Annotated in this window: 19 protein-coding genes and 1 pseudogene; 1 reads left to right on the top strand and 19 read right to left on the bottom strand. The window is 64.8% G+C overall.

All coding sequences use genetic code 11. The features are described 5' to 3' along the window. Window position 1: 1 nt before the first annotated feature. The 19 genes and pseudogenes from J2W23_RS04520 to J2W23_RS04430 form a co-directional block, all read right to left on the bottom strand. On the bottom strand, window positions 2-1,552 hold the full coding sequence (locus J2W23_RS04520; protein ID WP_176658566.1) for a SpoVR family protein: 1,551 nt from the start codon (window positions 1,550-1,552) through the stop codon (window positions 2-4). After that, on the bottom strand, window positions 1,549-2,841 hold the full coding sequence (locus J2W23_RS04515; RefSeq protein WP_176658565.1) for a YeaH/YhbH family protein: 1,293 nt from the start codon (window positions 2,839-2,841) through the stop codon (window positions 1,549-1,551). Before J2W23_RS04515 ends, J2W23_RS04520 begins: the two co-directional genes overlap by 4 nt. A 48-nt stretch (window positions 2,842-2,889) precedes the next feature. After that, a complete protein-coding gene (locus J2W23_RS04510; protein WP_176658564.1) occupies window positions 2,890-4,812 on the bottom strand; it encodes a PrkA family serine protein kinase in 1,923 nt (640 codons plus the stop codon). A gap of 716 nt (window positions 4,813-5,528) precedes the next feature. Continuing rightward, on the bottom strand, window positions 5,529-6,668 hold the full coding sequence (gene dnaJ, locus J2W23_RS04505) for a molecular chaperone DnaJ (protein ID WP_042578582.1): 1,140 nt from the start codon (window positions 6,666-6,668) through the stop codon (window positions 5,529-5,531). 108 nt (window positions 6,669-6,776) lie between these two features. After that, on the bottom strand, window positions 6,777-8,714 hold the full coding sequence (gene dnaK / locus J2W23_RS04500; protein ID WP_307647809.1) for a molecular chaperone DnaK: 1,938 nt from the start codon (window positions 8,712-8,714) through the stop codon (window positions 6,777-6,779). A gap of 115 nt (window positions 8,715-8,829) precedes the next feature. After that, complete coding sequence (gene grpE / locus J2W23_RS04495) at window positions 8,830-9,396, bottom strand: nucleotide exchange factor GrpE (protein WP_307647808.1); 567 nt, start codon at window positions 9,394-9,396, stop codon at window positions 8,830-8,832. Window positions 9,397-9,627: 231 nt separating this feature from the next. Beyond that, window positions 9,628-9,978 (bottom strand): FKBP-type peptidyl-prolyl cis-trans isomerase, encoded by a 351-nt coding sequence (locus tag J2W23_RS04490; protein ID WP_013540334.1) that lies wholly within the window; start codon window positions 9,976-9,978, stop codon window positions 9,628-9,630. Window positions 9,979-10,194: 216 nt separating this feature from the next. Further along, window positions 10,195-10,497 (bottom strand): annotated as a pseudogene (locus tag J2W23_RS04485) (winged helix-turn-helix transcriptional regulator); the annotation flags it as partial. 179 nt (window positions 10,498-10,676) lie between these two features. After that, complete coding sequence (gene asd, locus J2W23_RS04480; RefSeq protein ID WP_307648063.1) at window positions 10,677-11,528, bottom strand: archaetidylserine decarboxylase; 852 nt, start codon at window positions 11,526-11,528, stop codon at window positions 10,677-10,679. Window positions 11,529-11,640: 112 nt separating this feature from the next. Next, window positions 11,641-12,633: a Bug family tripartite tricarboxylate transporter substrate binding protein gene (locus tag J2W23_RS04475; protein ID WP_307647806.1), complete on the bottom strand. Its 993-nt coding sequence runs from the start codon at window positions 12,631-12,633 to the stop codon at window positions 11,641-11,643. A 23-nt stretch (window positions 12,634-12,656) separates the two neighbouring features. After that, complete coding sequence (locus J2W23_RS04470; RefSeq protein ID WP_307647805.1) at window positions 12,657-13,640, bottom strand: tripartite tricarboxylate transporter substrate binding protein; 984 nt, start codon at window positions 13,638-13,640, stop codon at window positions 12,657-12,659. Between the two features lie 72 nt (window positions 13,641-13,712). Beyond that, window positions 13,713-14,474, bottom strand: coding sequence for an SDR family NAD(P)-dependent oxidoreductase (locus J2W23_RS04465; protein ID WP_307647804.1), 762 nt, complete (start codon window positions 14,472-14,474; stop codon window positions 13,713-13,715). 31 nt (window positions 14,475-14,505) lie between these two features. Further along, on the bottom strand, window positions 14,506-16,527 hold the full coding sequence (locus J2W23_RS04460) for a hypothetical protein (RefSeq protein WP_307647803.1): 2,022 nt from the start codon (window positions 16,525-16,527) through the stop codon (window positions 14,506-14,508). Between the two features lie 86 nt (window positions 16,528-16,613). Next, window positions 16,614-18,194: a galactarate dehydratase gene (gene garD, locus J2W23_RS04455; protein WP_307647802.1), complete on the bottom strand. Its 1,581-nt coding sequence runs from the start codon at window positions 18,192-18,194 to the stop codon at window positions 16,614-16,616. Window positions 18,195-18,213: 19 nt separating this feature from the next. After that, a complete protein-coding gene (locus J2W23_RS04450; protein ID WP_176658556.1) occupies window positions 18,214-19,509 on the bottom strand; it encodes a TRAP transporter large permease in 1,296 nt (431 codons plus the stop codon). Window positions 19,510-19,516: 7 nt separating this feature from the next. After that, complete coding sequence (locus tag J2W23_RS04445) at window positions 19,517-20,005, bottom strand: TRAP transporter small permease (RefSeq protein ID WP_176658555.1); 489 nt, start codon at window positions 20,003-20,005, stop codon at window positions 19,517-19,519. A gap of 111 nt (window positions 20,006-20,116) precedes the next feature. Further along, a complete protein-coding gene (locus J2W23_RS04440) occupies window positions 20,117-21,094 on the bottom strand; it encodes a TRAP transporter substrate-binding protein (protein WP_307647801.1) in 978 nt (325 codons plus the stop codon). 38 nt (window positions 21,095-21,132) lie between these two features. After that, window positions 21,133-22,023: an SMP-30/gluconolactonase/LRE family protein gene (locus tag J2W23_RS04435; protein ID WP_307647800.1), complete on the bottom strand. Its 891-nt coding sequence runs from the start codon at window positions 22,021-22,023 to the stop codon at window positions 21,133-21,135. After that, window positions 22,013-22,840, bottom strand: a complete 828-nt coding sequence (locus J2W23_RS04430; RefSeq protein WP_307647799.1) for an NAD-dependent epimerase/dehydratase family protein — start codon at window positions 22,838-22,840, stop codon at window positions 22,013-22,015. Before J2W23_RS04430 ends, J2W23_RS04435 begins: the two co-directional genes overlap by 11 nt. 173 nt (window positions 22,841-23,013) lie before the next feature. Here J2W23_RS04430 and J2W23_RS04425 point away from each other — a divergent pair, with 173 nt between their 5' ends. Then, complete coding sequence (locus J2W23_RS04425) at window positions 23,014-23,874, top strand: FadR/GntR family transcriptional regulator (RefSeq protein ID WP_307648062.1); 861 nt, start codon at window positions 23,014-23,016, stop codon at window positions 23,872-23,874. Window positions 23,875-23,984: the final 110 nt, after the last annotated feature.

Here is a 23,984-nt window from a genome sequence, read left to right as displayed (position 1 = left end):
ATCAATAAAGCTGCTTGGGCGCCGTGGCCTTCCAGCTGCGGCTGATGCGCCCCGCACTGTCGATGCTTTCGAGGTGCACATCGAAACCCCAGAGCCGCGCAACGTGCTTGAGCACTTCCTCCGCGCCGTCGTGCAGCGGCAGGTTGTTGCGCTGCGTGTGACGCAGGGTGAGCGACCGGTCGCCGCGCGTGGCCACGCTCCACACCTGGATGTCGGGCTCGCGGCTGCTGATGTCGTACTGGCGTGACAGCGATTCGCGCAGCGACTGGTAGCCGCTGTCGTCGTGGATGGCGGACACCTCGAGTTCAGCCTCGCTCTGGTAGTCGCGGATCGCGAACAGCCGGAAGTCGCGCATCGTCTTCGGGCTCAGGAACTGGCCGACGAAGCTCTCGTCCTTGAAGTTGCGCATCGCGTAGTCGAGCGTCTTGACCCAGTCGGTGCCCGCGAAGTCGGGGAACCAGCGGCGGTCTTCCTCGGTGGGCTTCTCGCAGATGCGCCGCAGGTCGGTGAACATCTTGAAGCCCAGCGCATACGGATTGATGCCGCTGTAGGCGCGGTGGCCCACCGGCGGCTGGAAGATCACGCCCGTGTGCGAGCTGAGCCATTCCATCATGAAGCCATCGGCCAGCTGGCCGCGTTCGTACATCGTGTTGAGCAGCGTGTAGTGCCAGAAGGTGGCCCAGCCTTCGTTCATGACCTGCGTCTGGCGCTGCGGATAGAAGTACTGCGCGATCTTGCGCACGATGCGCACCACCTCGCGCTGCCAGGGTTCGAGCAGCGCGGCGTTCTTCTCGATGAAGTACAGCAGGTTCTCTTGCGGCTCCGAGGGGAAACGGCGCGTCGCGTCGGACTCGGCCGCCTGCTCGGCGCGCTTGGGCAGCGTGCGCCAGAGATCGTTCACCTGCTGCTGCATGTGGCGTTCGCGGTCGGCACGCTGCGCGCTCTCTTGTGCCAACGAACGCTTCTGCGGACGGCGATAGCGGTCGACGCCGTAGTTCATCAGCGCATGGCAGGAGTCGAGCAGTTCCTCGACTGCATCGAGGCCGTGCCGCTCCTCGCACTCGGCGATGTAGTGGCGCGCATAGACGAGGTAATCGATGATCGACGACGCATCGGTCCACATCCGGAACAGGTAGTTGCCCTTGAAGAAGCTGTTGTGGCCGTAGGCCGCGTGCGCGATCACCAGGGCCTGCATGGCCATGGTGTTTTCTTCCATCAGGTAGGCGATGCACGGATCGGAGTTGATGACGATCTCGTAGGCCAGGCCCATGTGGCCGCGCTTGTAGTTCTTCTCGGTCGCGATGAACTGTTTGCCGTACGACCAGTGGCGGTAGATCATCGGCATGCCCACGCTGGCATAAGCGTCCATCATCTGCTCGGCGGTGATCACCTCGAGCTGGTTGGGGTAGGTGTCCAGGCCGAAGCCCTTGGCGGTCTTGGCGATCTCGGTGTGGTAGGTCTCGATGAGCTCGAAGGTCCAGTCCGAGGGACTGGGCAGGCGCTCCAGCTTCAGGTCCGAAGGAGGGCGGTCGGTGGCGGCGGTGGTGTTCATGAGGTGACCCCTTCCTTCTTGAACAGGTCGCGGAACACGGGGTAGATGTCCTGTGCGTCGGACACCTTGCGCATGGCGAAGTTGGGCTGCACGCCTTCGAGCTGCGCGTACTCCTGCCACAGGTTCTGTTCGGTCTCGGCCACCTGCACGTAGGCGTAGTAGCGCACCACCGGCAGGATGTCGTTGACCAGCAGTTCGCGGCAGCGGCCGCTGTCCTGGTGCCAGTTGTCGCCGTCGCTGGCCTGCGCGCCGTAGACGTTCCATTCGCCGCTGGGGTAGCGCGCCTTGATGATCTCGTCCATCAGCACCAGCGCGCTCGAGACCACGGTGCCGCCGGTTTCGGTGGCGTGGAAGAACTCTTCCTCGGTCACTTCCTGCGCCTGCGTGTGGTGCCGCAGGAAGACGAGGTCGATCTTCTCGTAGTGCCGCGTGAGGAACATGTACAGCAGCATGAAGAAGCGCTTGGCCATGTCCTTGCGCGCCTCGTCCATCGAACCGGACACGTCCATGAGGCAGAACATCACCGCCTTCGCGCTGGGCACCGGCGTCTTCACCCGGTTGCGGTAGCGCAGGTCGATAGGGTCGATGTAGGGCACGTGCCGCATCGTGCGGCGCAGCTCGGCGATGCGCTCCTCGGTCTCGCGGATTTCCGTCTGGATCAGCGCCGAGGCGGCCTGCGGATGCTGCTTCAAGTGTTCCAGATGCAGCTCCAGCCGCTTGAGTTCCTTGCGGGGTTCGCCGCCGAGCGCGATGCGGCGCGCGAGTGCCCCGCGCATCGAGCGCACCACGTGCAGGTTGTTGGGCGAGCCGTCGCTCGTGAAGCCGGCGCGGTGGCTTTTCCACTCGGGCACGTCGGCGATCTGCGTGCGAATGAGGTGCGGCAGCGCGAGGTCGTCGAAGAAGACGCGCATGAACTCCTCGCGCGTGAGGCGGAAGACGAAGTCGTCCTCGCCCTCGCCGCTGTCGCTCGCCTCGCCGCTCCCGGAGCCGCCGCCACCCTGGCCGTCGGGACGGGCGATGCGGTCGCCCTTGAGGTACTCCTGGTTGCCCGGATGCACGTACTCGCGGTCGCCGCCGCGGGCATGTCCGAACACCGGTTCGGACACATCGTGGCGCGGCAGGGTCACGTCTTCGCCTTGCTCCAGTTCGCGGATGTTGCGGCCGCTGACTGCGCGCCGCACCGCCTCCTGGATCTGCCCCTTGTAGCGCCGGAGAAAGCGCTCGCGGTTGCCAATGGACTTGTTCTTGCCCGATAGCCGGCGGTCGATGATCTGCTGCAGGATGGCCACGATGGTGTCAAAGCTCCTTGCAAAAAGAGGACGAACGAAGGGTCGTCGTTATGAACTCTTGCGAACGCGCAGGTACCACTCGCACAAGAGGCGGACCTGCTTGGCGGTGTAGCCCTTCTCGACCATGCGCGTGACGAAGTCCTCGTGCTTCTTCTGCTCGTCGGCGCTGCTCTTGGTGTTGAAGCTGATCACCGGCAGCAGCTCCTCGGTGTTGGAGAACATCTTCTTCTCGATCACCGCACGCAGCTTTTCGTAGCTGGTCCACGCCGGGTTGCGCCCCGCGTTGCCGGCCCGCGCGCGCAGCACGAAATTGACGATCTCGTTGCGGAAGTCCTTCGGGTTGCCGATGCCGGCGGGCCGCTCGATCTTCTCGAGCTCGGCGTTGAGCGAGGCGCGGTCGAACACCTCGCCGGTGTCCACGTCGCGGAACTCCTGGTCCTGGATCCAGTAGTCGGCGTAGGTCACGTAGCGGTCGAAGATGTTCTGGCCGTACTCGCTGTAGCTCTCGAGGTAGGCGGTCTGGATTTCCTTGCCGATGAATTCGGCATAGCGCGGCGCCAGCAGCTCCTTGATGTAGCTGATGTACTTCTGCTCGACCTCCGGCGGGAACTGCTCGCGCTCGATCTGCTGCTCGAGCACGTACATCAGGTGCACCGGGTTGGCGGCCACCTCGGAGCTGTCGAAGTTGAAGACCTTGGAGATGATCTTGAAGGCGAAGCGCGTGGAGACGCCGCTCATGCCCTCGTCGACGCCCGCGTAGTCGCGGTACTCCTGGATCGACTTGGCCTTGGGGTCGGTGTCCTTCAGGTTCTCGCCGTCGTACACCTGCATCTTGCTGAAGGTGCTGGAGTTCTCGGGCTCCTTCAGGCGCGTGAGCACCGACAGCTGCGCCATCATGCGCAAGGTGCCCGGGGCGCAGGGCGCCTGGGCGAGCGACGAGTTGCGCACCAGCTTCTCGTAGATCTTGATTTCTTCCGAGGCGCGCAGGCAGTAGGGCACCTTGACGATGTAGATCCGGTCGAGGAAAGCCTCGTTGTTCTTGTTGTTGCGGAAGGCCTTCCACTCGCTCTCGTTGCTGTGCGCGAGCACGATGCCGTCGAACGGGATGGCGCCAAAGCCTTCGGTGCCCTTGAAGTTGCTCTCCTGCGTGGCCGTGAGCAGCGGGTGCAGCACCTTGATGGGCGCCTTGAACATTTCCACGAACTCCAGGAGGCCCTGGTTGGCCAGGCACAGGCCCCCCGAGTAGGCGTAGGCGTCCGGGTCGTCCTGGGCGTAGGTCTCCAGCTTGCGGATGTCGACCTTGCCGACCAGCGAGGAGATGTCCTGGTTGTTCTCGTCGCCCGGCTCGGTCTTGGCGACTGCAATCTGCCGGAGCACCGAAGGGAAGCGCTTGACCACCTTGAACTGGCGGATGTCGCCGCCGTATTCCTCCAGGCGCTTGACGGCCCAGGGGGAGAGAATTCGATTCAGGTAACGGCGCGGGATGCCGTATTCCTTTTCAAGGATCTCGCCGTCCTCGATCGCATCGAAGAGCCCGAGCGGCGATTCGTTCACCGGCGAACCATGGATCGCATAGAAGGGCACGTGCTCCATGAGCTGCTTCAGGCGCTCCGCGATCGAACTCTTGCCGCCGCCGACCGGCCCGAGGAGGTAAAGGATTTGCTTCTTTTCCTCCAGCCCCTGCGCGGCGTGGCGGAAATAGGACACCACCTGTTCGATGGCGTCCTCCATGCCATAGAACTCCTTGAACGCCGGATAGATCTTGATGACCTTGTTGGCGAAGATGCGGGAAAGCCGGGGGTCGTTGCGGGTATCGACCAGTTCGGGCTCCCCGATGGCCTTGAGCATGCGCTCGGAGGCGGTGGCGTAGGCAGTGGGATCGCGCTTGCAGATATCGAGGTATTCCTGCAGGGAGATCACCTCCTCGCGGGTGCGCTCGTAGCGGGCGGCAAAGTTGCTGATCACATCCATGGTCACGCCTCCATCAGGTCAGTGGGGCTTTTGGCCCCGAAGCCTGCAGCAAAGGCAATGCGCGCATTTAAAGGTGCCCGCCTCCGCTGCATGCGGTGAAAAACTCCCTACAGCATTCTGCTAACAATCAGGATAAAGCAAACATTCAAAGCGGCAAATGTTTTATTTATTGGGGACCCCACTCCTGAGTAAAGTTCCAAAAAAATCCAAACTAGTTTTCAGAATCTCAGATAAATTAAAAGGCTCGCTTGCGCAATTCTCTCCGGGTGAAATACCTATATCGAACGGCATTGGTGTTTTCCCGGGAGCACAACGCCTATTGAGCGCAGTAGCTCAATAAAACATCTGCCCTGCTGCAATAACGCGCGATCTACCGTTTGGTTTATTGCACATCCGAAAATTATCTAAAAGCAATCCTCGCGCCACATTTACATGAGCGGGTGGCGCATGCCCGCGTGGGAAAGCAGCGCAACGCCCGGTCGGTCCGTACCGTCACGGTGCGGAGGGCACCGGCTCTGTGCTCTACGGCGTTTGCAGGGGCCTGGATGCACCGGCTTGGCGAAGCGGGCCAGGCGGCGCAAGGAAGACGCCACGGCAGCCGCTGCAGACAAAGAAAAGCCCCGAGGCTCTGCAGCAACCGTTGCTCGCAGAGGCTCGGGGCCTGATCGTTCCCGCACGCCCTTGGTGCCGGACGGAGCGGGTTTTTCTCTCTCAGATCAGCTGAAGAATTCCTTGGCCTTGTCGAACCAGCCCTTGTCGGTGGGACTGTGCTTGTCGCCGCCTTTCTTGAGCGACTCGTCCAGTTCCTTCAGCAGCTTGCGCTGGTGCTCGGTGAGCTTCACCGGCGTCTCGACGCGCACGTGGCAGTACAGGTCGCCCGGATAGCTCGACCGCACGCCCTTGATGCCCTTGCCGCGCAAGCGGAACTGCTTGCCGCTCTGCGTGCCGTCGGGAATGTCGATGGCCGCTGCGCCCTTGAGCGTGGGCACGCTGATTTCTCCGCCGAGCGCCGCCGTGGTCACGCTGACCGGCACCACGCAGTGCAGGTCGTCGCCGTCGCGCTCGAAGAGCTCGTGCTTCTTCAGGCGGATCTCGATGTACAGGTCGCCCGGAGGCCCGCCGTTGGTGCCCGGCTCGCCGTTGCCGGTGCTGCGGATGCGCATGCCGTCGTCGATGCCCGCGGGGATCTTCACCTCGAGTGTCTTGTTGTTCTTGATCTTGCCCTGGCCATGGCACACCGTGCAGGGTTCGGGAATGATCTTGCCGCTGCCGTGGCAGGTCGGGCAGGTCTGTTGCACGCTGAAGAAGCCCTGGCGCATCTGCACCGCGCCCGCGCCGTGGCAGGTGGTGCAGGTGATCGGCTTGGTGCCCGGCTTGGCGCCCGAGCCCTTGCAGGTGTCGCAGTTGTCCCAGCTGGGAATGCGGATCTGGGCTTCCTTGCCCTCGGCCGCTTCCTCGAGCGTGACTTCCATCGCATAGCTCAGGTCGCTGCCGCGGAACACCTGGCGCCCGCCGCTCTGGCGGCCGCCGCGCGCGCCGCCGAACACGTCGCCGAAGATGTCGCCGAAGGCTTCCGCGAAGCCGCCGAAGCCCTCCGCGCCCGGGCCGCCGCGCATGTTGGGATCGACGCCGGCGTGGCCGTACTGGTCGTAGGCCGCGCGCTTCTGGCCGTCGGACAGCATTTCGTACGCTTCCTTCACCTCCTTGAACTTGGCCTCGGCGTCCTTGCTGGTGTCGCCGTGGTTGCGGTCGGGGTGGTGCTTCATCGCAAGCTTGCGATAAGCCTTCTTGATTTCTTCCTCGCTGGCGTTCTTGGGGACGCCGAGGGTTTCGTAATAGTCGCGTTTGGTGGCCATGGCAGGTCGATCGGGAGGCTCGTGAGGCAGCGGGAACTCGGGTAACTGGAAGCGAGAAAGGCTGGAGCACCCTTGCAGGTGTTCCAGCCTTGGTCAAGCGGCTGGCGATCAGCCCTTCTTGACTTCCTTGACTTCGGCGTCGACCACGTTGTCGTCGGCCTGCGCGTGCGCAGCAGCTTCCGCGCCAGCCGGGCCGCTCGTTGCCGAGGCGCCTGCCGCGGCTTGCGATTCCGCGTACATCTTCTCGCCCAGCTTCTGGCTTGCGGTCATCAGCGTGTTGGTCTTTTCCTCGATCGCGGTCTTGTCTTCACCCTTGAGGGCTTCTTCCAGGTCCTTGATCGCGGCTTCGATCGCTTCCTTTTCGGCGGCTTCCAGGCTCGCACCATGCTCGCCCAGCGACTTCTTCACGCTGTGCACCATGGCTTCGCCCTGGTTGCGGGCCTGCACGATCTCGAGCTTCTTCTTGTCGTCTTCGGCGTTGAGCTCGGCGTCCTTCACCATCTTCTGGATCTCGTCTTCGCTCAAGCCCGAGTTCGCCTTGATGGTGATCTTGTTTTCCTTGCCCGTGCCCTTGTCCTTCGCGCCGACGTGCAGGATGCCGTTGGCGTCGATGTCGAAGCTCACCTCGATCTGCGGCGTGCCGCGTGCTGCCGGCGGAATGCCTTCCAGGTTGAACTCGCCCAGCGCCTTGTTGCCCGAGGCGATGTCGCGTTCGCCCTGGAACACCTTGATCGTCACGGCCGGCTGGTTGTCCTCGGCGGTCGAGAAGGTCTGCGCGAACTTCGTCGGGATCGTGGTGTTCTTCGTGATCATCTTGGTCATCACGCCGCCCATGGTCTCGATGCCCAGCGACAGCGGGGTCACGTCCAGCAGCAGCACGTCCTTGCGGTCGCCCGAGAGCACCTGGCCCTGGATGGCGGCGCCGACGGCCACGGCTTCGTCGGGGTTCACGTCCTTGCGCGGCTCCTTGCCGAAGAAGGCCTTCACCTTTTCCTGCACCTTGGGCATGCGCGTCATGCCGCCGACCAGGATCACGTCGTTGATGTCGCTCACGCTGATGCCGGCGTCCTTGATGGCCAGGCGGCAGGGCGCGATGGTGCGCTCGACCAGCTCGTCGACCAGGCTTTCCAGCTTGGCGCGGGTGAGCTTGATGTTCAGGTGCTTCGGACCCGAGGCATCGGCCGTGATGTAGGGCAGGTTGATGTCGGTCTGCGCGCTGTTCGACAGTTCGATCTTGGCCTTTTCAGCGGCCTCCTTCAGGCGCTGCAGAGCCAGCACGTCCTTGCTCAGGTCGACGCCCTGTTCCTTTTTGAACTCGGCAATGATGTAGTCGATGATGCGCTGGTCGAAGTCTTCGCCACCCAGGAACGTGTCGCCATTGGTCGACAGCACTTCGAACTGCTTCTCGCCGTCCACGTCCGCGATTTCGATGATCGACACGTCGAAGGTGCCGCCGCCCAGGTCATACACGGCGATCTTGCGGTCGGCCTTGTCCTGCTTGTCGAGGCCGAAGGCCAGCGCCGCAGCGGTGGGCTCGTTGATGATGCGCTTGACGTCCAGGCCCGCGATGCGGCCGGCGTCCTTGGTGGCCTGGCGCTGCGCGTCGTTGAAGTACGCCGGCACCGTGATCACGGCTTCGGTGATGGTTTCGCCGAGATAGTCTTCGGCGGTCTTCTTCATCTTGCGCAGGATGTCGGCGCTGACCTGCTGCGGGGCGATCTTCTTGCCGCGCACTTCCACCCATGCGTCGCCGTTGTCGGCCTTGGCGATGGTGTAGGGCATCAGGTCGATGTCCTTCTGCACTTCCTTTTCCTCGAACTTGCGGCCGATCAAACGCTTGATCGCGTACAGCGTGTTCTTGGGGTTCGTGACGGCCTGGCGCTTGGCCGAGGCACCGACCAGCACTTCACCGTCTTCCTGGTACGCGACGATCGACGGCGTGGTGCGCGCACCTTCCGAGTTCTCGATCACACGCGTGGTGTTGCCTTCCATGATCGACACGCACGAGTTGGTGGTGCCGAGGTCGATGCCGATGATCTTTGCCATGTTCTTTACTCCTGAAAGCCTGAAAAAAATGTTGTTATGAACTTGTGGATAACCCGGCTCGATTCAAGGGGATGAAGCGGGGATTTCCTGTGGGAATCGTGTGTGCTCGGAAGACTTATTTCGGCGCGCTGACCGTGACCAGCGCCGGACGCAGCACGCGATCGTTGATCGTGTAGCCCTTCTGGAGCACGCTCACCACGGTGTTGGGTTCCTGCTCGGGAGCGGGCACCACCGAGATGGCCTGGTGCTGGTGCGGATCGAACTTGGTGCCGGCGGCCGGGGCCACTTCGATGACCTTGTTGCGTTCGAGCGCGCTCTTGAGCTGGCGCAGCGTGGCTTCGGCGCCTTCGCGGATCTGCTCGGGGGTGGCGTCCTTGATGGCGAGACCGGCTTCCAGGCTGTCGGTCACCGGCAGCAGGCTTTCGGCAAAGGCCTCGACCGCGAATTTGCGGGCCTTGGTGATTTCGTCTTCGGCGCGGCGGCGGGCGTTTTGAACGTCGGCCTGGGCGCGCAGGTATTGGTCGGCCAATTCGGCGTTCTTGGCCTGCAGCGTTGCCAGCTCGCCTTGCGCAGCGGCCAATGCGTCGGCTTCGTTGGCGGCCTGCGCGGCCTCCAGTTCTTCGGGACTGGGCTCGCCTTGCAGCATTTGCGAATTCTGTGCGGATTGTTGCGGGTCAGACATTTTTCAAAGAACCGGCGTGCGCCGGGAAAACAAACGATAGCCAGCCACTTGGGGCTGGCCAGAGGCATTTCAAGCGAAAAAATGCGGCCAAATGGGCCGCTGCACGGGGTTTTGAGGCTGTTTTCTCGCGAGACACCGCGGAACCGGCTTTGCCGGGCCGCTGGTGTTGCCCCCGGTAGGGGGGGCGAAGCGACACGAAGTGCGCGCAGCCTGGGGGCGAGCCTGGCTAGATCAGTGCGCGTCGAGCAGTTCGACGTCGAACTTCAAAGTGGCGTTCGGAGGGATCACGCCGCCGGCGCCGCGGGCGCCATAGCCCAGCGATGCGGGAATGATCAGCGTGCGCTTGCCGCCGATCTTCATGCCGGCGACGCCTTCGTCCCAGCCCTTGATGACCTGGCCGGCGCCCAGCGAAAACGCGAAGGGGTCGTTGCGGTCGCGGCTCGAATCGAACTTGGCGCCTTGCACGCCGTCGTTGTAGAGCCAGCCGGTGTAGTGCACATGCACGTGCTGGCCAGCCTTGGCTTCGGCGCCGGTGCCGACTTCTGTGTCTTCGTACTGGAGGCCGGAGGGGGTGGTAGGCATGGGAAAACGCTCCTTGCGTCGATGAATGGTGAATTGGATCGAAGGCGCGGAGTTTACCGATGCCGGCCGGCGGCCTGCTCAGCTCGCCGTGTCGACGGGCGGTGCGGGGGGCGGCGGGGAAGAAGGCGAGGAGGACGAGGAGGGCGAGGAGGGCGCCGGAGGCGTCACGGGCGCCGCCGAGGCAGCAGTGGCCGGGGGAGCGGCCGGTGCCGCCGCTTTCTTGAGCTGACCCAGTTGCCATTTGCCGGCAAAGGCCTGCAGGTCGGACAACCGCTTGAGCAGGTCCTGCCCGCTCAAGGTGAGGCAATAGCCGTCGCTGCCGTGGCTCACGATGCCGGCTTCGCGCAACTCCTTGATGCGGGTGTTCAGGGTGTTGGGAGTGATGCCGCCCACGCTGTCCTGCAGCAGGCGGAAGGTCTGGGCGTGGCCGTCGCGCAGGGCCCAGAGCACACGCAGCGCATAGCGGGCTTCGAGCAGTGCGAGCAACTGGCTGACGGCTGCGTTTTCCTTGGTACTCATCGACATCATCTCCTCGAAGCTGGGCGGGCCGTGGGCCTGGGGCTGGCCGATGCCGCGCGCTCTTGTTTGTGATTGGTTATGGACCGTCCTGCTGGCCGGCGACTATAGCGCAAACGATGTGGATGCTACTAGTTTTATAGCTGTAAGGGCATGCTGCATGCGGGCTGTGAGACAAAGCCTCACAAATTCGTGTAGTTGGCCATGGCTTCGCCCAGACGGATCGCGCGGGCGGGCGACCAGTCGGGGTTGAACGCCAGCGGGGGCGCCGGGAACAGCATGACGACGGTGGAGCCCAGCAAGAAACGGCCCATCTCGTCGCCCTTCTTGATGTCGATCTGCTGGTCGTTGTAGCTCCACTCGCGCAGCTCGCCCACGCGCGGCGGATTGACCACGCCGTGCCACACGGTGGCCATGCTGCCGACGATGGTGGCGCCCACGAGCACCAGCACGAAGGGCCCGCGCGCCGATTCGAAGACGCACACCACGCGCTCGTTGCGCGCAAAGAGGCCCGGCACGCCGCGCGCGGTGGTCGGGTTGACCGAGAACAGGTCGCCGGGCACATGGATCATGCGCACGAGGCGGCCATCGCACGGCATGTGGATGCGGTGGTAGTCCTTGGGGCTCAGGTAGAGCGTGGCGAAGCTGCCATGCGCGAACTTCGCGGCCAGCGTCGCATCGCCGCCGACCAGCGCAGTGGTTGTGTAGTTGTGGCCCTTGGCCTGGAAGATCTGGTCGCCTTCGATCGCGCCGAACTGGCTGATGGCGCCGTCCACGGGGCACACCAGGTCGGCCTGCGCGAGCGGGCGCATGCCGGGCTTGAGTGCGCGCGTGAAGAACTGGTTAAAGCTTTTGTAGTGCTCGATATCGGACTCGAGCGCCTCGCCCATGTCGACGCCGTACTTGGCGACGAAGCGGCGAATGATCCATGTGGTGACGGCACCGCGTTCCTTCCCCGCGACCCAGCCGGCGAAATTGGTCAGGGCCTGCTTGGGAAACAGGTATTGGGGCAGAACTGCGGAGCGGTCGGACACGTTGGGGGAAGCCTCGAATGCGGATCGGAGGGGCATTCTATAAAGCGCCCTCCGCAAGAAGCGTAGGAAGCTTCCCTCGGTTGTGTGTGGGCGCCGGCCGGCGGCGAATTGCTTACTCCGCCTTGATGCCGGCAGCCTTGATCACCCCTGCCCATTTCTCCACCTCGGCCTTCTGGAACGCCGCAATCTGCGCCGTCGACAGATCGGCCGGCTCCATGCCGAAGCCCTTGAGCTTGTCCTGCATCTCGGGTGTCGCGAGGATCTTGCGGATCTCCGTGTGCAGCCGTTCGACGACCGGTGCCGGCGTGCCCGCGGGCACGAAGATCGCCTGCCACGACACGACTTCGAAATCCTTCAGCCCCTGGATGCCCGACTCGGCCACGGTCGGCACGTCGGGCATCGAGGCCAGGCGCTTGGCCGAGGTGACGGCAATGGCGCGCAGCTTGCCGCTCTGGATGTGCGGGCCCGCGACCACCGTGGTGTCGAACATCATGTCGACCTGCCCGCCGATCACGTCCTGGATTGCCGGGCCGCTGCCCTTGTAGGGAATGTGCGTGAACTTCACGCCCGACTTGAAGGCCAGCAACTCCAGCGCCAGGTGCTGCGAGGTGCCCGTGCCCGCCGAAGCCGACGAGAGCCCGCCCTGCTTGGCCTTGCTCGCGTCCAGCACGTCCTTGAGCGTCTTGTAGGGGCTCGCCTGGTTCACCACCAGCACCACCGGGTTGGTGCCGATCAGCGTCACCGGCGCGAACGACTTCTGCGGGTCGTAGCCGATCTTGGGGTACAGGCTCACGTTGATCGCGTGCGAGCTGATCGTGCCGCCCACCAGCGTGAAGCCGTCGGGCGCCGCGCGCGCACCGATCTCCGAGCCCACGCTGCCGCCGGCGCCGCCCTTGTTGTCGATGATCACGCTCGTGCCCAGCACGGTGCCGAGCTTCTGCCCGATCAGCCGGCCCAGCACGTCGGTGGTGCCGCCCGCGGGAAAGGGCACGAGGTAGGTGATGGCCTTGCCCGTGGGCCAGGTGTTGCTGCTCTGCGCGAACGCGGGCAGTGCCGCGGCAAGCGAAGAGGCGAGGGCGGTTTGAATCAGTGTGCGGCGTTGCATGTCGTTGATCTCCGATGGCCGGGTCATGGCTTGATGTTGAGCTTGGTGATCAGCTGCTTGAAATAGACGTTGTCCTTGGCCAGCGTCTCCTTGAACACGGCGCCGTCGGTGTAGACGTAGCCCAGGTTCTGCTTGTCCATCACCTCGTGCATCAGCGGCTCGGCGGCCGTCTTGGCGGTGATCTCGCGCAGCTTGGCCATCACTTCGGGCGGCGTGTTCTTCGGCGCGCCGATGCCGCGCCAGGTGCCGATCGACAGGTCGATGCCGCGCTCCTTGGCGGTCGGCACCTTCTCGAAGCCCTTCACGCGCTTGTCGGCCATCACCATCAGCACCTTGAGCTTGCCGCCCTGCACGTGCGTCGTCACTTCCGCCGGGCTCACGGCGACGGCTTCGATGTGACCGCCCAGCAGCGCCAGCACTGCGGGCGCGGCACCCTGGAACGGGATGTGGCCGAACTTCGTGCCGGTCTTGTCTTCGAGCGCGGCCGCCGCCAGGTGCCAGATCGAGCCGTTGCCCGAGTTGCCCACGCGGATGCTCTCGGGCGACTTCTTCGCGGCGGCGAGGAACTCCTCGATGGTGTTCCACGGCGCATCGGCCTTCACCGTGATCGCGGCCGGGTCGGCGTTGAGCTGCGCGATCGGCTGGAAGTCGTCGTAGTTGAATTTCGCGAGGCCCAGGTGCGGCAGCGTGAGCAGCTCGACCGTGAGCACCGCGAGCTTGTAGCCGTCGGGCTTGGCGTTGATCACCTCGGTCCAGCCGATGGCGCCGCCCGCGCCGGGGCGGTTGACGATCACGATGCTCTGCGAGATGTGCTTGCGGCTCGCTTCCGAGAAAGCGCGCGCGAGGCCATCGGTGCCGCCGCCCGGTTGGTAGGGCACCAGAAGTTCGATGGTGCGGTTCGGGAAGTCGCTGGCGGCCTGCGCGGAGGCCGTCGAGGCCAGTCCGAGCGAGAGCGCGGCGGTGGCCGAGAGGGCGGCGAGGCCGCGAACGAGGGTGCTTCTTTTCATGATGTCTCTTGTCTCCGTTGTTGATCCGATCCACGAACGACCCTGTGGCAAGGGCCGTTCCTCCAAAAGATGTCAGGGCATGTATTGCCCGCCATTCACTTCGATCACCTGGCCCGTCACATAGCCCGAGAGCTGTTCCGAGGCCAGGTAGAGAAACGCACCGACGCATTCCTCGGGCTCGCCGATGCGGCCCATCGGAATGCTCGCCCTGAAGTTCTCCAGCATCGCGGGCGTCGAGAAGCGGTCTTGAAACGGCGTCTGGATCACGCCTGGCGCAACCGCGTTCACGCGAATCCTGTCGCCCACCAGTTCCTTCGCGAGCCCGTGCGTCGCGGTGCTCACGAACCCCTTGGAGCCCGCATACAGGTACGCGGCCGGCCCGCCGCCGGTGCGTGCCGCGACCGAGGTCACGTTGATGATGTTGCCGCCGCCCTGCGTGCGCATCAGGGGAACCACCTCGCGGCAGAACGCGAGCACCGAGCGCGCGTTGATGTGCATCACCTCGTCGAACAGCGCATCGTCGAACTCGGCGATGGGCACGCGCTTGACCAGGCTGCCGGCGTTGTTCACCAGCACGTCGATGCGGCCGAGCTGCGCCGAGGTCTCCTTCACGCAGGCGCGGATCGCGGCGGTGTCGCGCACATCGGCCTTCACCGCGAACGCAGTGCCGCCGGCGGCGCGGATGGTTTCCACCACCTGGTTCGCGGCGTCGGCCGAGCTGTTGTAGTGCACGGCCAAGCGCATGCCGCGCGCGGCGAAGGCGATGGCCACCGCCGCGCCGATGCCGGTGCTGGCACCGGTCACGAGCGCGGTCTTGTCCTTGAGGTCTTCCATGAGGGGTTCCGTTGATGAGAGCGAAAGAAGGTCAGCGCGGCGATATGGACGCCACGCTGGGCGAGCGGTACTTCAGCACCCACTTGATCGTGAGCGGCGTGGCGAAACTGAAGGCAGGTGCACTGCAGCGGATGCTGGTCTTGAGCGCGCCGGTGGGCGTGTTGTAGTCCCTGTCGGCACTCACGTCGACCGGTGCGCAGTCCTGCAGGCCTTCGACCTCGAAGCCCTGCACGTCGCCGTTGGCGTAGCTGAACCTGTTGCCGCCGAGTGCCGTCACGCCATCGGAGTAGGAGCCGAATTCCAGCTCGACCTTGCCGATGTCGAGTGCGGCAGCGGGCGTGTAGGTGTCCACGCGGGTGATCTTTCCGGGCTCGAAGGTGTACGCGGTCGAAGAGGCGATGCGCGTGTCCTTGATCGGATCGTTGCCGCTGGTGGCCTTGTCCATCGCATCCTGGTCGTAGGTCACGGTGAGCACCTTGCCGGCTTCGGCGATCTTGAGGTTCTTCTGGTAAGTCGCGGGAATCAGCGGGTCCAGTGAGCCCGCGACCGTGAACCTCGGCTGCAGTTGCGGCCATTGCCTGTCGGCCACGCCGGAGAGCATGTTGTACGAGTGCGGGATGGCGAAGTAGGGGTTGGTGTAGTGATACGTCTTGGCGCCGTTCACCACCGGCAGGCTGACGATGCGCAGGCCGTCGCGGTAGGTGACGAGGCCGCGGTCGTAGGTGGCGGGCTGGCCGTCGAAGCCCGCGAACTTCGTGAGCGTGCTGCGCGGCAGCTTGTCGAGGTAGGCCAGGAAGGTCTGGGTCGAGACCGGCGGCTTTTGCGCGTAGCCAGCGGACTTCCAGAGGTTGTTGGTATAGATCAGCTGATGCGAGAGACTCAGGTTCTCGCCGAGGATGCGCTCCTTGCTGCGATAGTCATCGGTGTTGCGGCCCTTGTCCCACATGTTGAGCGATCCGGCTTCCGCGTCGTACCAGAATTCCACGTACTTGGCCGTGACGCGCGTGGCGAACGCGTAGGCGATGTCTTTCTCCTCGGCCGACAGCACATTCAGATGCTCGGCCGCCGAGAGCACTTCGACGAATGCGGTGTCCGCGTAGGCCGACAGGCTGCGGCCGTAGTCCACGCCGTTGCCCGCCGGATTGAGGCGCACCTTGATGACATCGACCGACTGGCGCAGCCAGCCCTTGAGCGAAGCCTCGTCCTCGGCGGACACCGTCATGCCGGTCTCGATCAGGCGCTGCATGATCTCTCCGATCAGCAGCACGCTGTAGCGGTCGAAGCGACCCCCGCCGTCGGTTTCGTCGGAGAAGCCGAAGGCCGAGAAGGTCTTGTAGTGCGTGATCATCTTCTGCAGCAGCGCCTCGCTGGCCTCGGGGCCTTCCCAGCCCATCAGGTAGCGCAGGCGAGCGATGCTGAAGGCTACGCCGTAGTAATTCGTGGGCAGGTTTTTCAACGAGTAGTCGGGATTGACGAAAGCGGTCCAGTCAAGCTTGGTCTTGAGCTTGACGAGCGTGTCGGCATCGATCGCCGGGCTCGCGCCGTCTAGCAAACCGGCTTTCTTGAGCTTCCACAAGGCCGACATGTAGTAGTAGATGCCCCAGCTGTCGTTGGTCGAGTTGATCGTCTCGACCGCGATCTCGCGGTAGCCGTCGAGGTAGCCCTGGTATTTCGGGTCGGACGGCGGGGTGTTGAGCAGGAGGTACGAAAACCCGATAGCGACCTTGCCCGGCAGGAACTTGTCCTTGCCGCCCTTCTTGAACACCTCCTGGCCCTGGATGATGGTGCCGAGCTTCTGCACGCGCACCTGCTCGAACAGCCGCTCGATCGTCGGCAGCAGGTTCTCCCGCACGATGTCGTCCATCGGCTTGTTCGACAGCTTCGGCTGCGCTGCAAGCACTTCGGGGTCTACCGGCGTCTCCGCTGGCGGCTGCGCCGGAGGGTTCACCGCCACGGGCGGAAAGAACGTGCCACTGCTGTCGCTCCCACCGCCGCACGCGGTGAGCAGGGCGGCGCCCGCGATCAGGCTCAATACCAGCTTGGGTTTCTGCATCCTCTGTCTCCTTCTGTTGTAGAAATAAGCTAGGCCCGGCCCCTCCGCCGTGCCATCCGGATCAGATTGCCGCCGTCACCACCTCCTCAGGTCACGGGCGCGGGGTTGAACAGCACGAGCGCGTTGTGCAGCTTCCAGTGCTCCGCCCAGGTCTTCTTCTTGCCGCTGGCCACATCGAGCATCAACCGGAACAGCTCCCAGCCCACGTCTTCGATGGAGGCGTCGCCGTCGGCGATGCGGCCCGCGTTCACGTCCATCAGGTCGTGCCAGCGGCGTGCGAGGTCGCTGCGCGTGGCGACCTTGATGACCGGCACTTCGGCCAACCCGTAGGGCGTGCCGCGGCCGGTGGTGAAGATGTGCAGGTTGATGCCCGCGGCCAGCTGCAGCGTGCCGCAGATGAAATCGCTGGCCGGCGTGGCGGCATAGATCAGGCCCTTCTGCCTGACTTTCTCGCCGGGCGAGAGCACGCCCGAGATCGGGGCCGAGCCCGACTTCACGATCGAGCCCATCGCCTTCTCGACGATGTTCGACAAGCCGCCCTTCTTGTTGCCCGGCGTGGTGTTGGCGCTGCGGTCGACACGGCCCTTCTGCAGGTAGGCGTCGTACCAGGCCATCTCGCGGATCATGGCCTCGGCCACTTCGGGCGACGACGCACGCGAGGTGAGCTGGTCGATGCCGTCGCGCACCTCGGTGGTCTCCGAGAACATCACGGTGGCGCCAGCGCGCACCAGGAGGTCGGTGGCAAAGCCCACGGCCGGGTTCGCGGTGACGCCCGAGAAAGCATCGCTGCCGCCGCACTGAACGCCCACCACCAGTTCGCTGGCGGGCACGGTCTCGCGCCGGCGCGCATTCAGCCGCGCGAGATGCACCTCGGCCTGGCGCATGACCGAGTCGATCATCGACATGAAGCCGACGTGCGCGTCGTCCTGCAGGCACACCACGTCGAGCGCCGCATCGGCGGCAGTGTTCTCGCCGCGCTGGTCGGCGATGGGAATGGTGCCGGGCGGCAGCAGGCGCTCGGGCTGCAGCTTCTCGCAGCCCAGGCTCACCACCATCACCTCGCCGCCGAAATTCGGATTGAGGCTGATGTTGCGCAGCGTGCGGATCGGCACGATGGCATCGGGCGCGTCGATGGCCACGCCGCAGCCGTAGCTGTGCTCCAGCGCCACCACGTCGTCGACGTTCGGAAATTTCGGCAGCAGTTCGGCCTTGATGCGCTGCACCGCGAACTCGGTGACGCCGGCCACGCACTGCACGGTTTGCGTGATGGCCAGGATGTTGCGGGAGCCCACCGAGCCGTCGGCGTTGCGGTAGCCCTCGAAGGTGTAGCCCTCCAGCGGCGGCAGCGCAGGGGGCTTGACCGTTGCGATGGGCAGGCCGTCGAGCTCGGGCGCCGTGGGCATGCGCATCACGCGTTCGTGCACCCAGCTGCCGCGCGGCAGCGCCTTCTGCGCATAGCCGATCACCACGTTGTAGCGAACGATGGCGTCGCCCTCGGCCAGGTCGGCCAGCGCCACCTTGTGGCCTTGCGGCACGTTGTCCACCAGCACGAGGCCGTCGGCGAACGTCGCACCCGCCTTCAGGCCACCGTCGTTCGCGACGATGGCAACGTTGTCGGCCGCGTGGATGCGGATGTAGAGCGGGGGGCGGGTGTTCGTCTCGGCCATCGCGGGGCCCTTTCTTTTCTTACTTCACCACCATGAAGAGGCCGGGGAGCCAGGTGGAGAACGCGGGGACAAAGGTGACCACGCCGAGGGCGAAGATCAGCGCGCCGTAGAACGGCCAGATGGTCTTCATCACCGTGCCCACCGAGACGCCGCCGATCGCGCAACCGACGAACTGCGTGGTGCCCACCGGCGGGGTGTTCAGGCCGAGCGCGCAATTGATCAGCATCACGACGCCGAACTGCACCGAGGTCATGCCGTAGTGCTGGGCGATCGGCAGGAAGATCGGCGTGCACAACAGGATCGTCGCGGCCATGTCCAGGAAGGTGCCCAGCACGAACAGGATGATGTTGATGAGCAGGAAGATCATCCACGGCGTGGTGGTCACCTGCGACAGCATCTGGCCCGTGAGTTCGGCCACGCCGTACAGGCTGATGAGATAGCCGAAGGTGCTGGAGATGCCGATCAGCAGCAGGATCACGCCGGTGGTCCGCACCGCCTTCGATGCCGCCTTGATGAAGTGCTCCCACTTCAGCGTGCGGTACACGAAGATCGTGAGGCCCAGTGCATAGAGCACCGCCACCGCAGCCGACTCGGTCGCGGTGAAGATGCCCGACAGAATGCCGCCGAGGATCAGCACCACGATGAAGAGGCCCGGCAGCGCGGCTGCGAACGAGCGCGCCACGATGGCCCAGCCCGGGAAGCTGCCGGCCGGGTAGCCGCGCTTCACCGCCACCAGGTAGGCGGCCGCAAGGTTGCTGATGGTGAGCACGGCCGCCGGCAGCAGCGCCGCCAGGATCAGCGCCGCGATCGACACCTTGCCGCCCGCTGCCAGCGAATAGATGATCAGGTTGTGGCTGGTGGGCATCAGTGCGCCGACGAGCGCCGCGTGGGTCGTCACGTTGACCGCGTAGTCGGCGTGATAGCCCTCCTTCTTCATCATCGGGATCATCACGGCGCCCATGGCCGAGACGTCCGCCACGGGCGAGCCCGAGACGCCGCCGAACAGCGTGCAGGCCACCACGTTCGACATGCCCAGGCCGCCGCGCACATGGCCCACGAGGTTGCGTGCGAAGTTGACGATGCGGTCCGCGATGCCGCCGTAGAGCATCAGCTCGCCGGCGAAGATGAAGAACGGAATCGCAAGGAACGAGAAGATGCCCATGCCCGAGGTCATCTGCTGGAAGCCCACCGCGAGCGGCAGGCCTTCATACAGCAGCGTGGCGAGCGCGGAAAGACCGATCGAGAAGGCGACCGGCACGCCCAGCAGCAGAAAGGCCGTGAACGAGAGACAGAGGATCAGAAGAGGTGTTGCCATGATTCGTTCAGCCCCAGGCGGGTTCGACTTCGCGGCCCTGGGCGAGCGCGATGATGTGTTCGATGGAGAACATCACGATGAGCACGCCGGCGATGGACGCGGGCACGTATTTCCAGCCTTCCGAAATCCACAGCGTGGGCAATCTGTAGTCCCACACCGACTCGGCGAGCGAGGCGCAATTCCAGGCCATGGCCAGGCCGAAGACGAGGATCAGCGCGTGAATCAGGTATTCCATCTTCAGGCGCAGCCAGTCGGGCGCGAGCACGAGGAACGACTCCAGGCCGATGTGGCCGGCATCGCGCACGCCCACGGCCACGCCGAACATCGTGACGTAGAGCACCAGCAGCAGGGCCAGGCTCTCGGCCCAGGTCGGGGTGTTGTTGAGCACGTAGCGGCCGAACACCTGCCAGCTCACCGCGCAGATCACCGCGACGAGACCGAGGATGCCCAACCACATGCAGGCACGGGCGAGGGTGCGGCAAAGTTTGGTGTACATGAAGGTTCTTCTTTCTTGTGAAGACAAGCGGCGTATCTGCTCCCGCGCCGCTTGCCCCCATCCCGACCTTCCCCCGGCAGGGAAAGGCGCTAATTCAACGGACTGACTTGCTTACTTCGTGTCCTGCACGCGTTTGACGAGATCTTTCAGCTTCGCGTCGGTGATGAACTTGTCGTACACCGGCTTCATCGCGGCCTGGAAGGGGGCCTTGTCGACTTCGATGATCTCGGCGCCGCCGGCCTTCACCGTGGCGAGCGACTTGATCTCGCGCTCTTCCCATTGCTTGCGCATGTAGGGCACCGACTCCTTGGCCGCCTGGCGGATCCAGCCCTGCTCTTCGGCCGACAGCTTGTCCCACACGCGCTTGGAGAACAGCAGCATCTCGGGCGCCATCGAGTGCTCGGTCTTGCTGTAGTACTTGGCCACTTCGAAGGCGCGGGCGCTTTCATAGGTGGGGTAGTTGTTTTCGGCGGCGTCGATCAGGCCGGTCTTCAGGCCCGTGTACACCTCGCCCATGGGCATCGGCGTGGCGTTGGCGCCCATGGCTTCGAGCATCGACACCCACAGGTCGGATTGCTGCACGCGGACCTTCAGGCCCTTCATGTCGGCGAAGGTGCGCACCGGCTTCTTGGCGGTGAACATCGAGCGCGCGCCGCTGTCGTAGTAGGCCAGGCCGATGAAGCCCTGCTTCTCGCAGGACTTGAGGATTTCCTCGCCGATCGGGCCGTCCAGCACCTTGTGCAGGTGGTCGACCGAGCGGAACAGGAACGGCATGGTCGGCACCTGCGTCTCGGCGCAGATGTTGTTCATCGGGGCGATGTTCACGCGCACCATCTGCAGCGCGCCGATCTTGGTCTGCTCGATGGTGTCCTTCTCGCTGCCCAGCGAGCTGTTGTTGAACACCTTGATGGAGTGCTTGCCACCCGACAACGCCTTCAGGCGTTCGCTCATGAACTTGACCGCGGTCACGGTCGGGTAGTCGTCGGGGTGGATGTCGGCCGAGCGGAACTCGGTGGCGCCGGCAGCCAGGCTGGACAGCGCGGCTGCGGCGCCCACGGCCAGTGCGATCAGGGTCTTGGTGAATTTCATTTGTCTCATCCTCTTGCTTGGTGGTTGTCGAAAAAGGGTCAGGCGCCGAAGGCCGGTTCGGGAACGCCCTGCACGCCGGGCCGCAGCGCGAACACGCCGCCGGCCAGCGGCTGGTCCGCGAGATCGATGCCGCCGGGGCGGATCGAGGTGACGAAGAGCGTGTCGAGCGACGCGCCGCCGAAGGCGCACATCGCGGGCTTCTTCACCGGCACTTCGAGCGAGCGGTCGAGCCGGCCATCGGGCGTGAAGCGGTGCACGAGGCCCGCGTCGTTGCCGCAGATCCAGTAGCAGCCATCGACGTCGATGGCCGCGCCGTCGGGGCGGCCGGGCAGGGGCTTCATGTCGACGAAGAGACGGCGGTTGCTGGGCGTGCCGATCTCGGTGTCGTAGTCGAAGGCCCAGATCGCCTGCACGCTCGGGTGCGAGTCCGAGAGGTACATCGTGCGGCCGTCGGGGCTGAAGGCCAGGCCGTTGGGCACGATGAAATCGTCAAGTTGTTGGGTAGCGCTTTCACTGCCCTTGCCGTAGCTGTAGAGGCGGCCGACGCGTGCGCCCGCGGTCATGTCCAGCAGCATCGTGCCGGCCCAGAAGCGGCCCTGGCGGTCGCAGCGGCCATCGTTGAAGCGCATGGCCGGCGCGGCGTGCACCACGGGTGCGAGCGACGTGGCGCGCAGCGTGCCATCGGCTTGCGGCAGCAGCGAGAAGAGCCCGCTTTCCATGCCGGCGATCCACGCACCGGCGACGTCGGCGCGTGGTGCGATGCAGGCAATCATTTCATCCGCCTGCCAATGCGCGTGGCCTTCGCGCGCATGCCAGCGGTTCAGCGTGCGCGCCGGGATGTCGACCCAGTAGAGCGCCTGCTCCGCGGCATGCCACACCGGGCTTTCGCCGGTGCCGTTGCGCGCATCGAGGACGAGCTCAGCTCGCATCGCCGAAAGGCCCTTGTGCGGTGAACGCGCCGCCCTGGTAGATGGCATTGGGGTCGGTCGGTGCAACGGGCGGCTGCGCCTCGACCTTGTCGCGGAACACCTCGGAGCTGTCCTGCGGCACGAAGCCCAGGTGCGCGGCGGCGCTGTTGTCCCACCACACGTCGCGGTTGGCCGACATGCCGTAGACGACGGTGTGCTTCACATCGGGCGTGAAGAGCGACTTTTCGATGAGCGTCGTCAGGTCGCGGTAGCTGAGCCAGGTGCTCATCATGCGGCGGTTGAGCGGCTCGGGGAACGAGGAGCCGATCCGGATGCTCACCGTCTCGATGCCCCAGCGGTCGAAGTAGAACTGCGCCATGTCCTCGCCGAAGGACTTCGACAGGCCGTAGTAGCCGTCGGGCCGGCGCGCCGCGTGCGCATCGATGTGCTCGGTCTGCTTGTAGAAGCCGATCACATGGTTGGAGCTCGCGAACACCACGCGCCGGATGCCATGGCGGCGCGCGGCTTCGTAGACGTTGAAGATGCCTTTGATGTTGGCTTCGAGAATCTCCTCGAACGGCCGCTCGACCGACACGCCGCCCAGGTGCACGATGGCGTCGCAGCCTTCGAGCAGCGCATGCACCGCGGCCTTGTCCGAGAGGTCGCAGGGCACGACCTCTTCGCTCGCATCGGCGGCCGGGGCCAGCGATGCGATGTCCGAGAGGCGCAGCACGTTCGCATAAGGCTTGAGCCGCTCGCGCAGCACCTTGCCGAGGCCGCCGGCCGCGCCGGTCAGCAGCAGCCGCGCGAGCTTGTGGTTGGAAGCTTGTTGGGACATCGACGTTTTTTCGGGTGTGATGAAGGGGTGAAGCGGTGGGGTGCTTTCGCCGGAGCCGCCGTTACGATGCCGGTGCAGCCAGGTCGGAATACGTCACGAAACGGCCGTCAGAGCAATTCCAGGTGATAAGTTATCTGTTGTCGTACAACTAATTGGAGATTATTATCGTGGCCATGGTCCAGACGACTGCGGGTAATCCCTTGGTAACCGATGCGGCGGCGGAAGTCGCCGGTGGCGCTTCCTTCGTGGGGCGGCCGCGCCAGCGTGCCCGCGGCCTGGCGCACGGGCTGGTGGAAGACCTGGGCGAGAAAATCCGCAGCCAGTCGCTGCGCCCGGGCGACAAGCTCCCGACCGAGTCGGCCATCATGCAGGCCTATGGCGTGAGCCGCACCGTGGTGCGCGAGGCGCTCTCCAAGCTGCAGGCTGGCGGACTGGTCGAAACGCTGCACGGCGTCGGCACTTTCGTTCTGCAGCCGCGGCCGGGTGGGGTGTTTCGTCTCGATCCGGGTGAGATCGCCGCTTCGGTCGACGTGCTGGCCGTGCTCGAGCTGCGCATCAGCCTCGAGACGGAATCCGCCGGGCTCGCCGCGAGCCGGCGTACCGAGGAGCAACTGGTCGCCATGCGCCAGGCGCTCGACGACTTCGAGCACAACGTGACGATCGCCGGCGACACCGTTGCGCCCGATTTCCGCTTTCACCTGCAGATCGCGCAGTCGACCGGCAACCCGTATTTCGCCGACATCATGCGGCACCTGGGCACCACGATCATCCCTCGCACGCGCATCAGCGCCATCCGCATCCAGGACGGCGGTGCGTACCTGAGCCGCGTGAACCGCGAGCACGAAGAGATCTATGCGGCCATCGCACGCCGCGATCCCGAGTCGGCCCGCGCCGCCATGCGCATCCACCTGACCAACAGCCGCGAGCGCCTGCGCATCGCGCAGGAGGCCGCGCAGCAGCAGAAGGCGAAAGCCGAAGGTGCCGGCGTGGCCGGCAAGGGCGGCGGCGCGGACGCCGCTTCGTCCGACAACTAGCTCCTTCGCTGAATTTTTTGGGTCCAAGTCTGGACAAGTTGTTTCTTAAGTTGTACGATGACTGATCTCTCGCTCTGATCACGGGCGAAGCCACGGCACACATCGAACAA

The sequence above is a fragment of the Variovorax boronicumulans genome (assembly GCF_030812215.1).
In the GTDB taxonomy this organism is placed as follows: Bacteria; Pseudomonadota; Gammaproteobacteria; order Burkholderiales; family Burkholderiaceae_C; genus Variovorax; species Variovorax boronicumulans_C.
This window is presented reverse-complemented; position numbering and strand designations above follow the sequence as displayed.

What these genes read in the sequence shown, in the direction of transcription:
- J2W23_RS04440 (WP_307647801.1), bottom strand. Translation starts at nt 21,094, where the DNA reads ATGAAATTCACCAAGACCCTGATCGCACTGGCCGTGGGCGCCGCAGCC.
- J2W23_RS04450 (WP_176658556.1), bottom strand. Translation starts at nt 19,509, where the DNA reads ATGGCAACACCTCTTCTGATCCTCTGTCTCTCGTTCACGGCCTTTCTG.
- dnaJ (WP_042578582.1), bottom strand. Translation starts at nt 6,668, where the DNA reads ATGGCCACCAAACGCGACTATTACGAAACCCTCGGCGTCCCCAAGAAC.
- J2W23_RS04430 (WP_307647799.1), bottom strand. Translation starts at nt 22,840, where the DNA reads ATGTCCCAACAAGCTTCCAACCACAAGCTCGCGCGGCTGCTGCTGACC.
- J2W23_RS04425 (WP_307648062.1), top strand. Translation starts at nt 23,014, where the DNA reads ATGGTCCAGACGACTGCGGGTAATCCCTTGGTAACCGATGCGGCGGCG.
- J2W23_RS04510 (WP_176658564.1), bottom strand. Translation starts at nt 4,812, where the DNA reads ATGGATGTGATCAGCAACTTTGCCGCCCGCTACGAGCGCACCCGCGAG.
- J2W23_RS04470 (WP_307647805.1), bottom strand. Translation starts at nt 13,640, where the DNA reads ATGAAAAGAAGCACCCTCGTTCGCGGCCTCGCCGCCCTCTCGGCCACC.
- J2W23_RS04520 (WP_176658566.1), bottom strand. Translation starts at nt 1,552, where the DNA reads ATGAACACCACCGCCGCCACCGACCGCCCTCCTTCGGACCTGAAGCTG.
- dnaK (WP_307647809.1), bottom strand. Translation starts at nt 8,714, where the DNA reads ATGGCAAAGATCATCGGCATCGACCTCGGCACCACCAACTCGTGCGTG.
- garD (WP_307647802.1), bottom strand. Translation starts at nt 18,194, where the DNA reads ATGGCCGAGACGAACACCCGCCCCCCGCTCTACATCCGCATCCACGCG.
- J2W23_RS04490 (WP_013540334.1), bottom strand. Translation starts at nt 9,978, where the DNA reads ATGCCTACCACCCCCTCCGGCCTCCAGTACGAAGACACAGAAGTCGGC.
- J2W23_RS04445 (WP_176658555.1), bottom strand. Translation starts at nt 20,005, where the DNA reads ATGTACACCAAACTTTGCCGCACCCTCGCCCGTGCCTGCATGTGGTTG.
- J2W23_RS04465 (WP_307647804.1), bottom strand. Translation starts at nt 14,474, where the DNA reads ATGGAAGACCTCAAGGACAAGACCGCGCTCGTGACCGGTGCCAGCACC.
- J2W23_RS04460 (WP_307647803.1), bottom strand. Translation starts at nt 16,527, where the DNA reads ATGCAGAAACCCAAGCTGGTATTGAGCCTGATCGCGGGCGCCGCCCTG.
- grpE (WP_307647808.1), bottom strand. Translation starts at nt 9,396, where the DNA reads ATGTCTGACCCGCAACAATCCGCACAGAATTCGCAAATGCTGCAAGGC.
- J2W23_RS04475 (WP_307647806.1), bottom strand. Translation starts at nt 12,633, where the DNA reads ATGCAACGCCGCACACTGATTCAAACCGCCCTCGCCTCTTCGCTTGCC.
- J2W23_RS04435 (WP_307647800.1), bottom strand. Translation starts at nt 22,023, where the DNA reads ATGCGAGCTGAGCTCGTCCTCGATGCGCGCAACGGCACCGGCGAAAGC.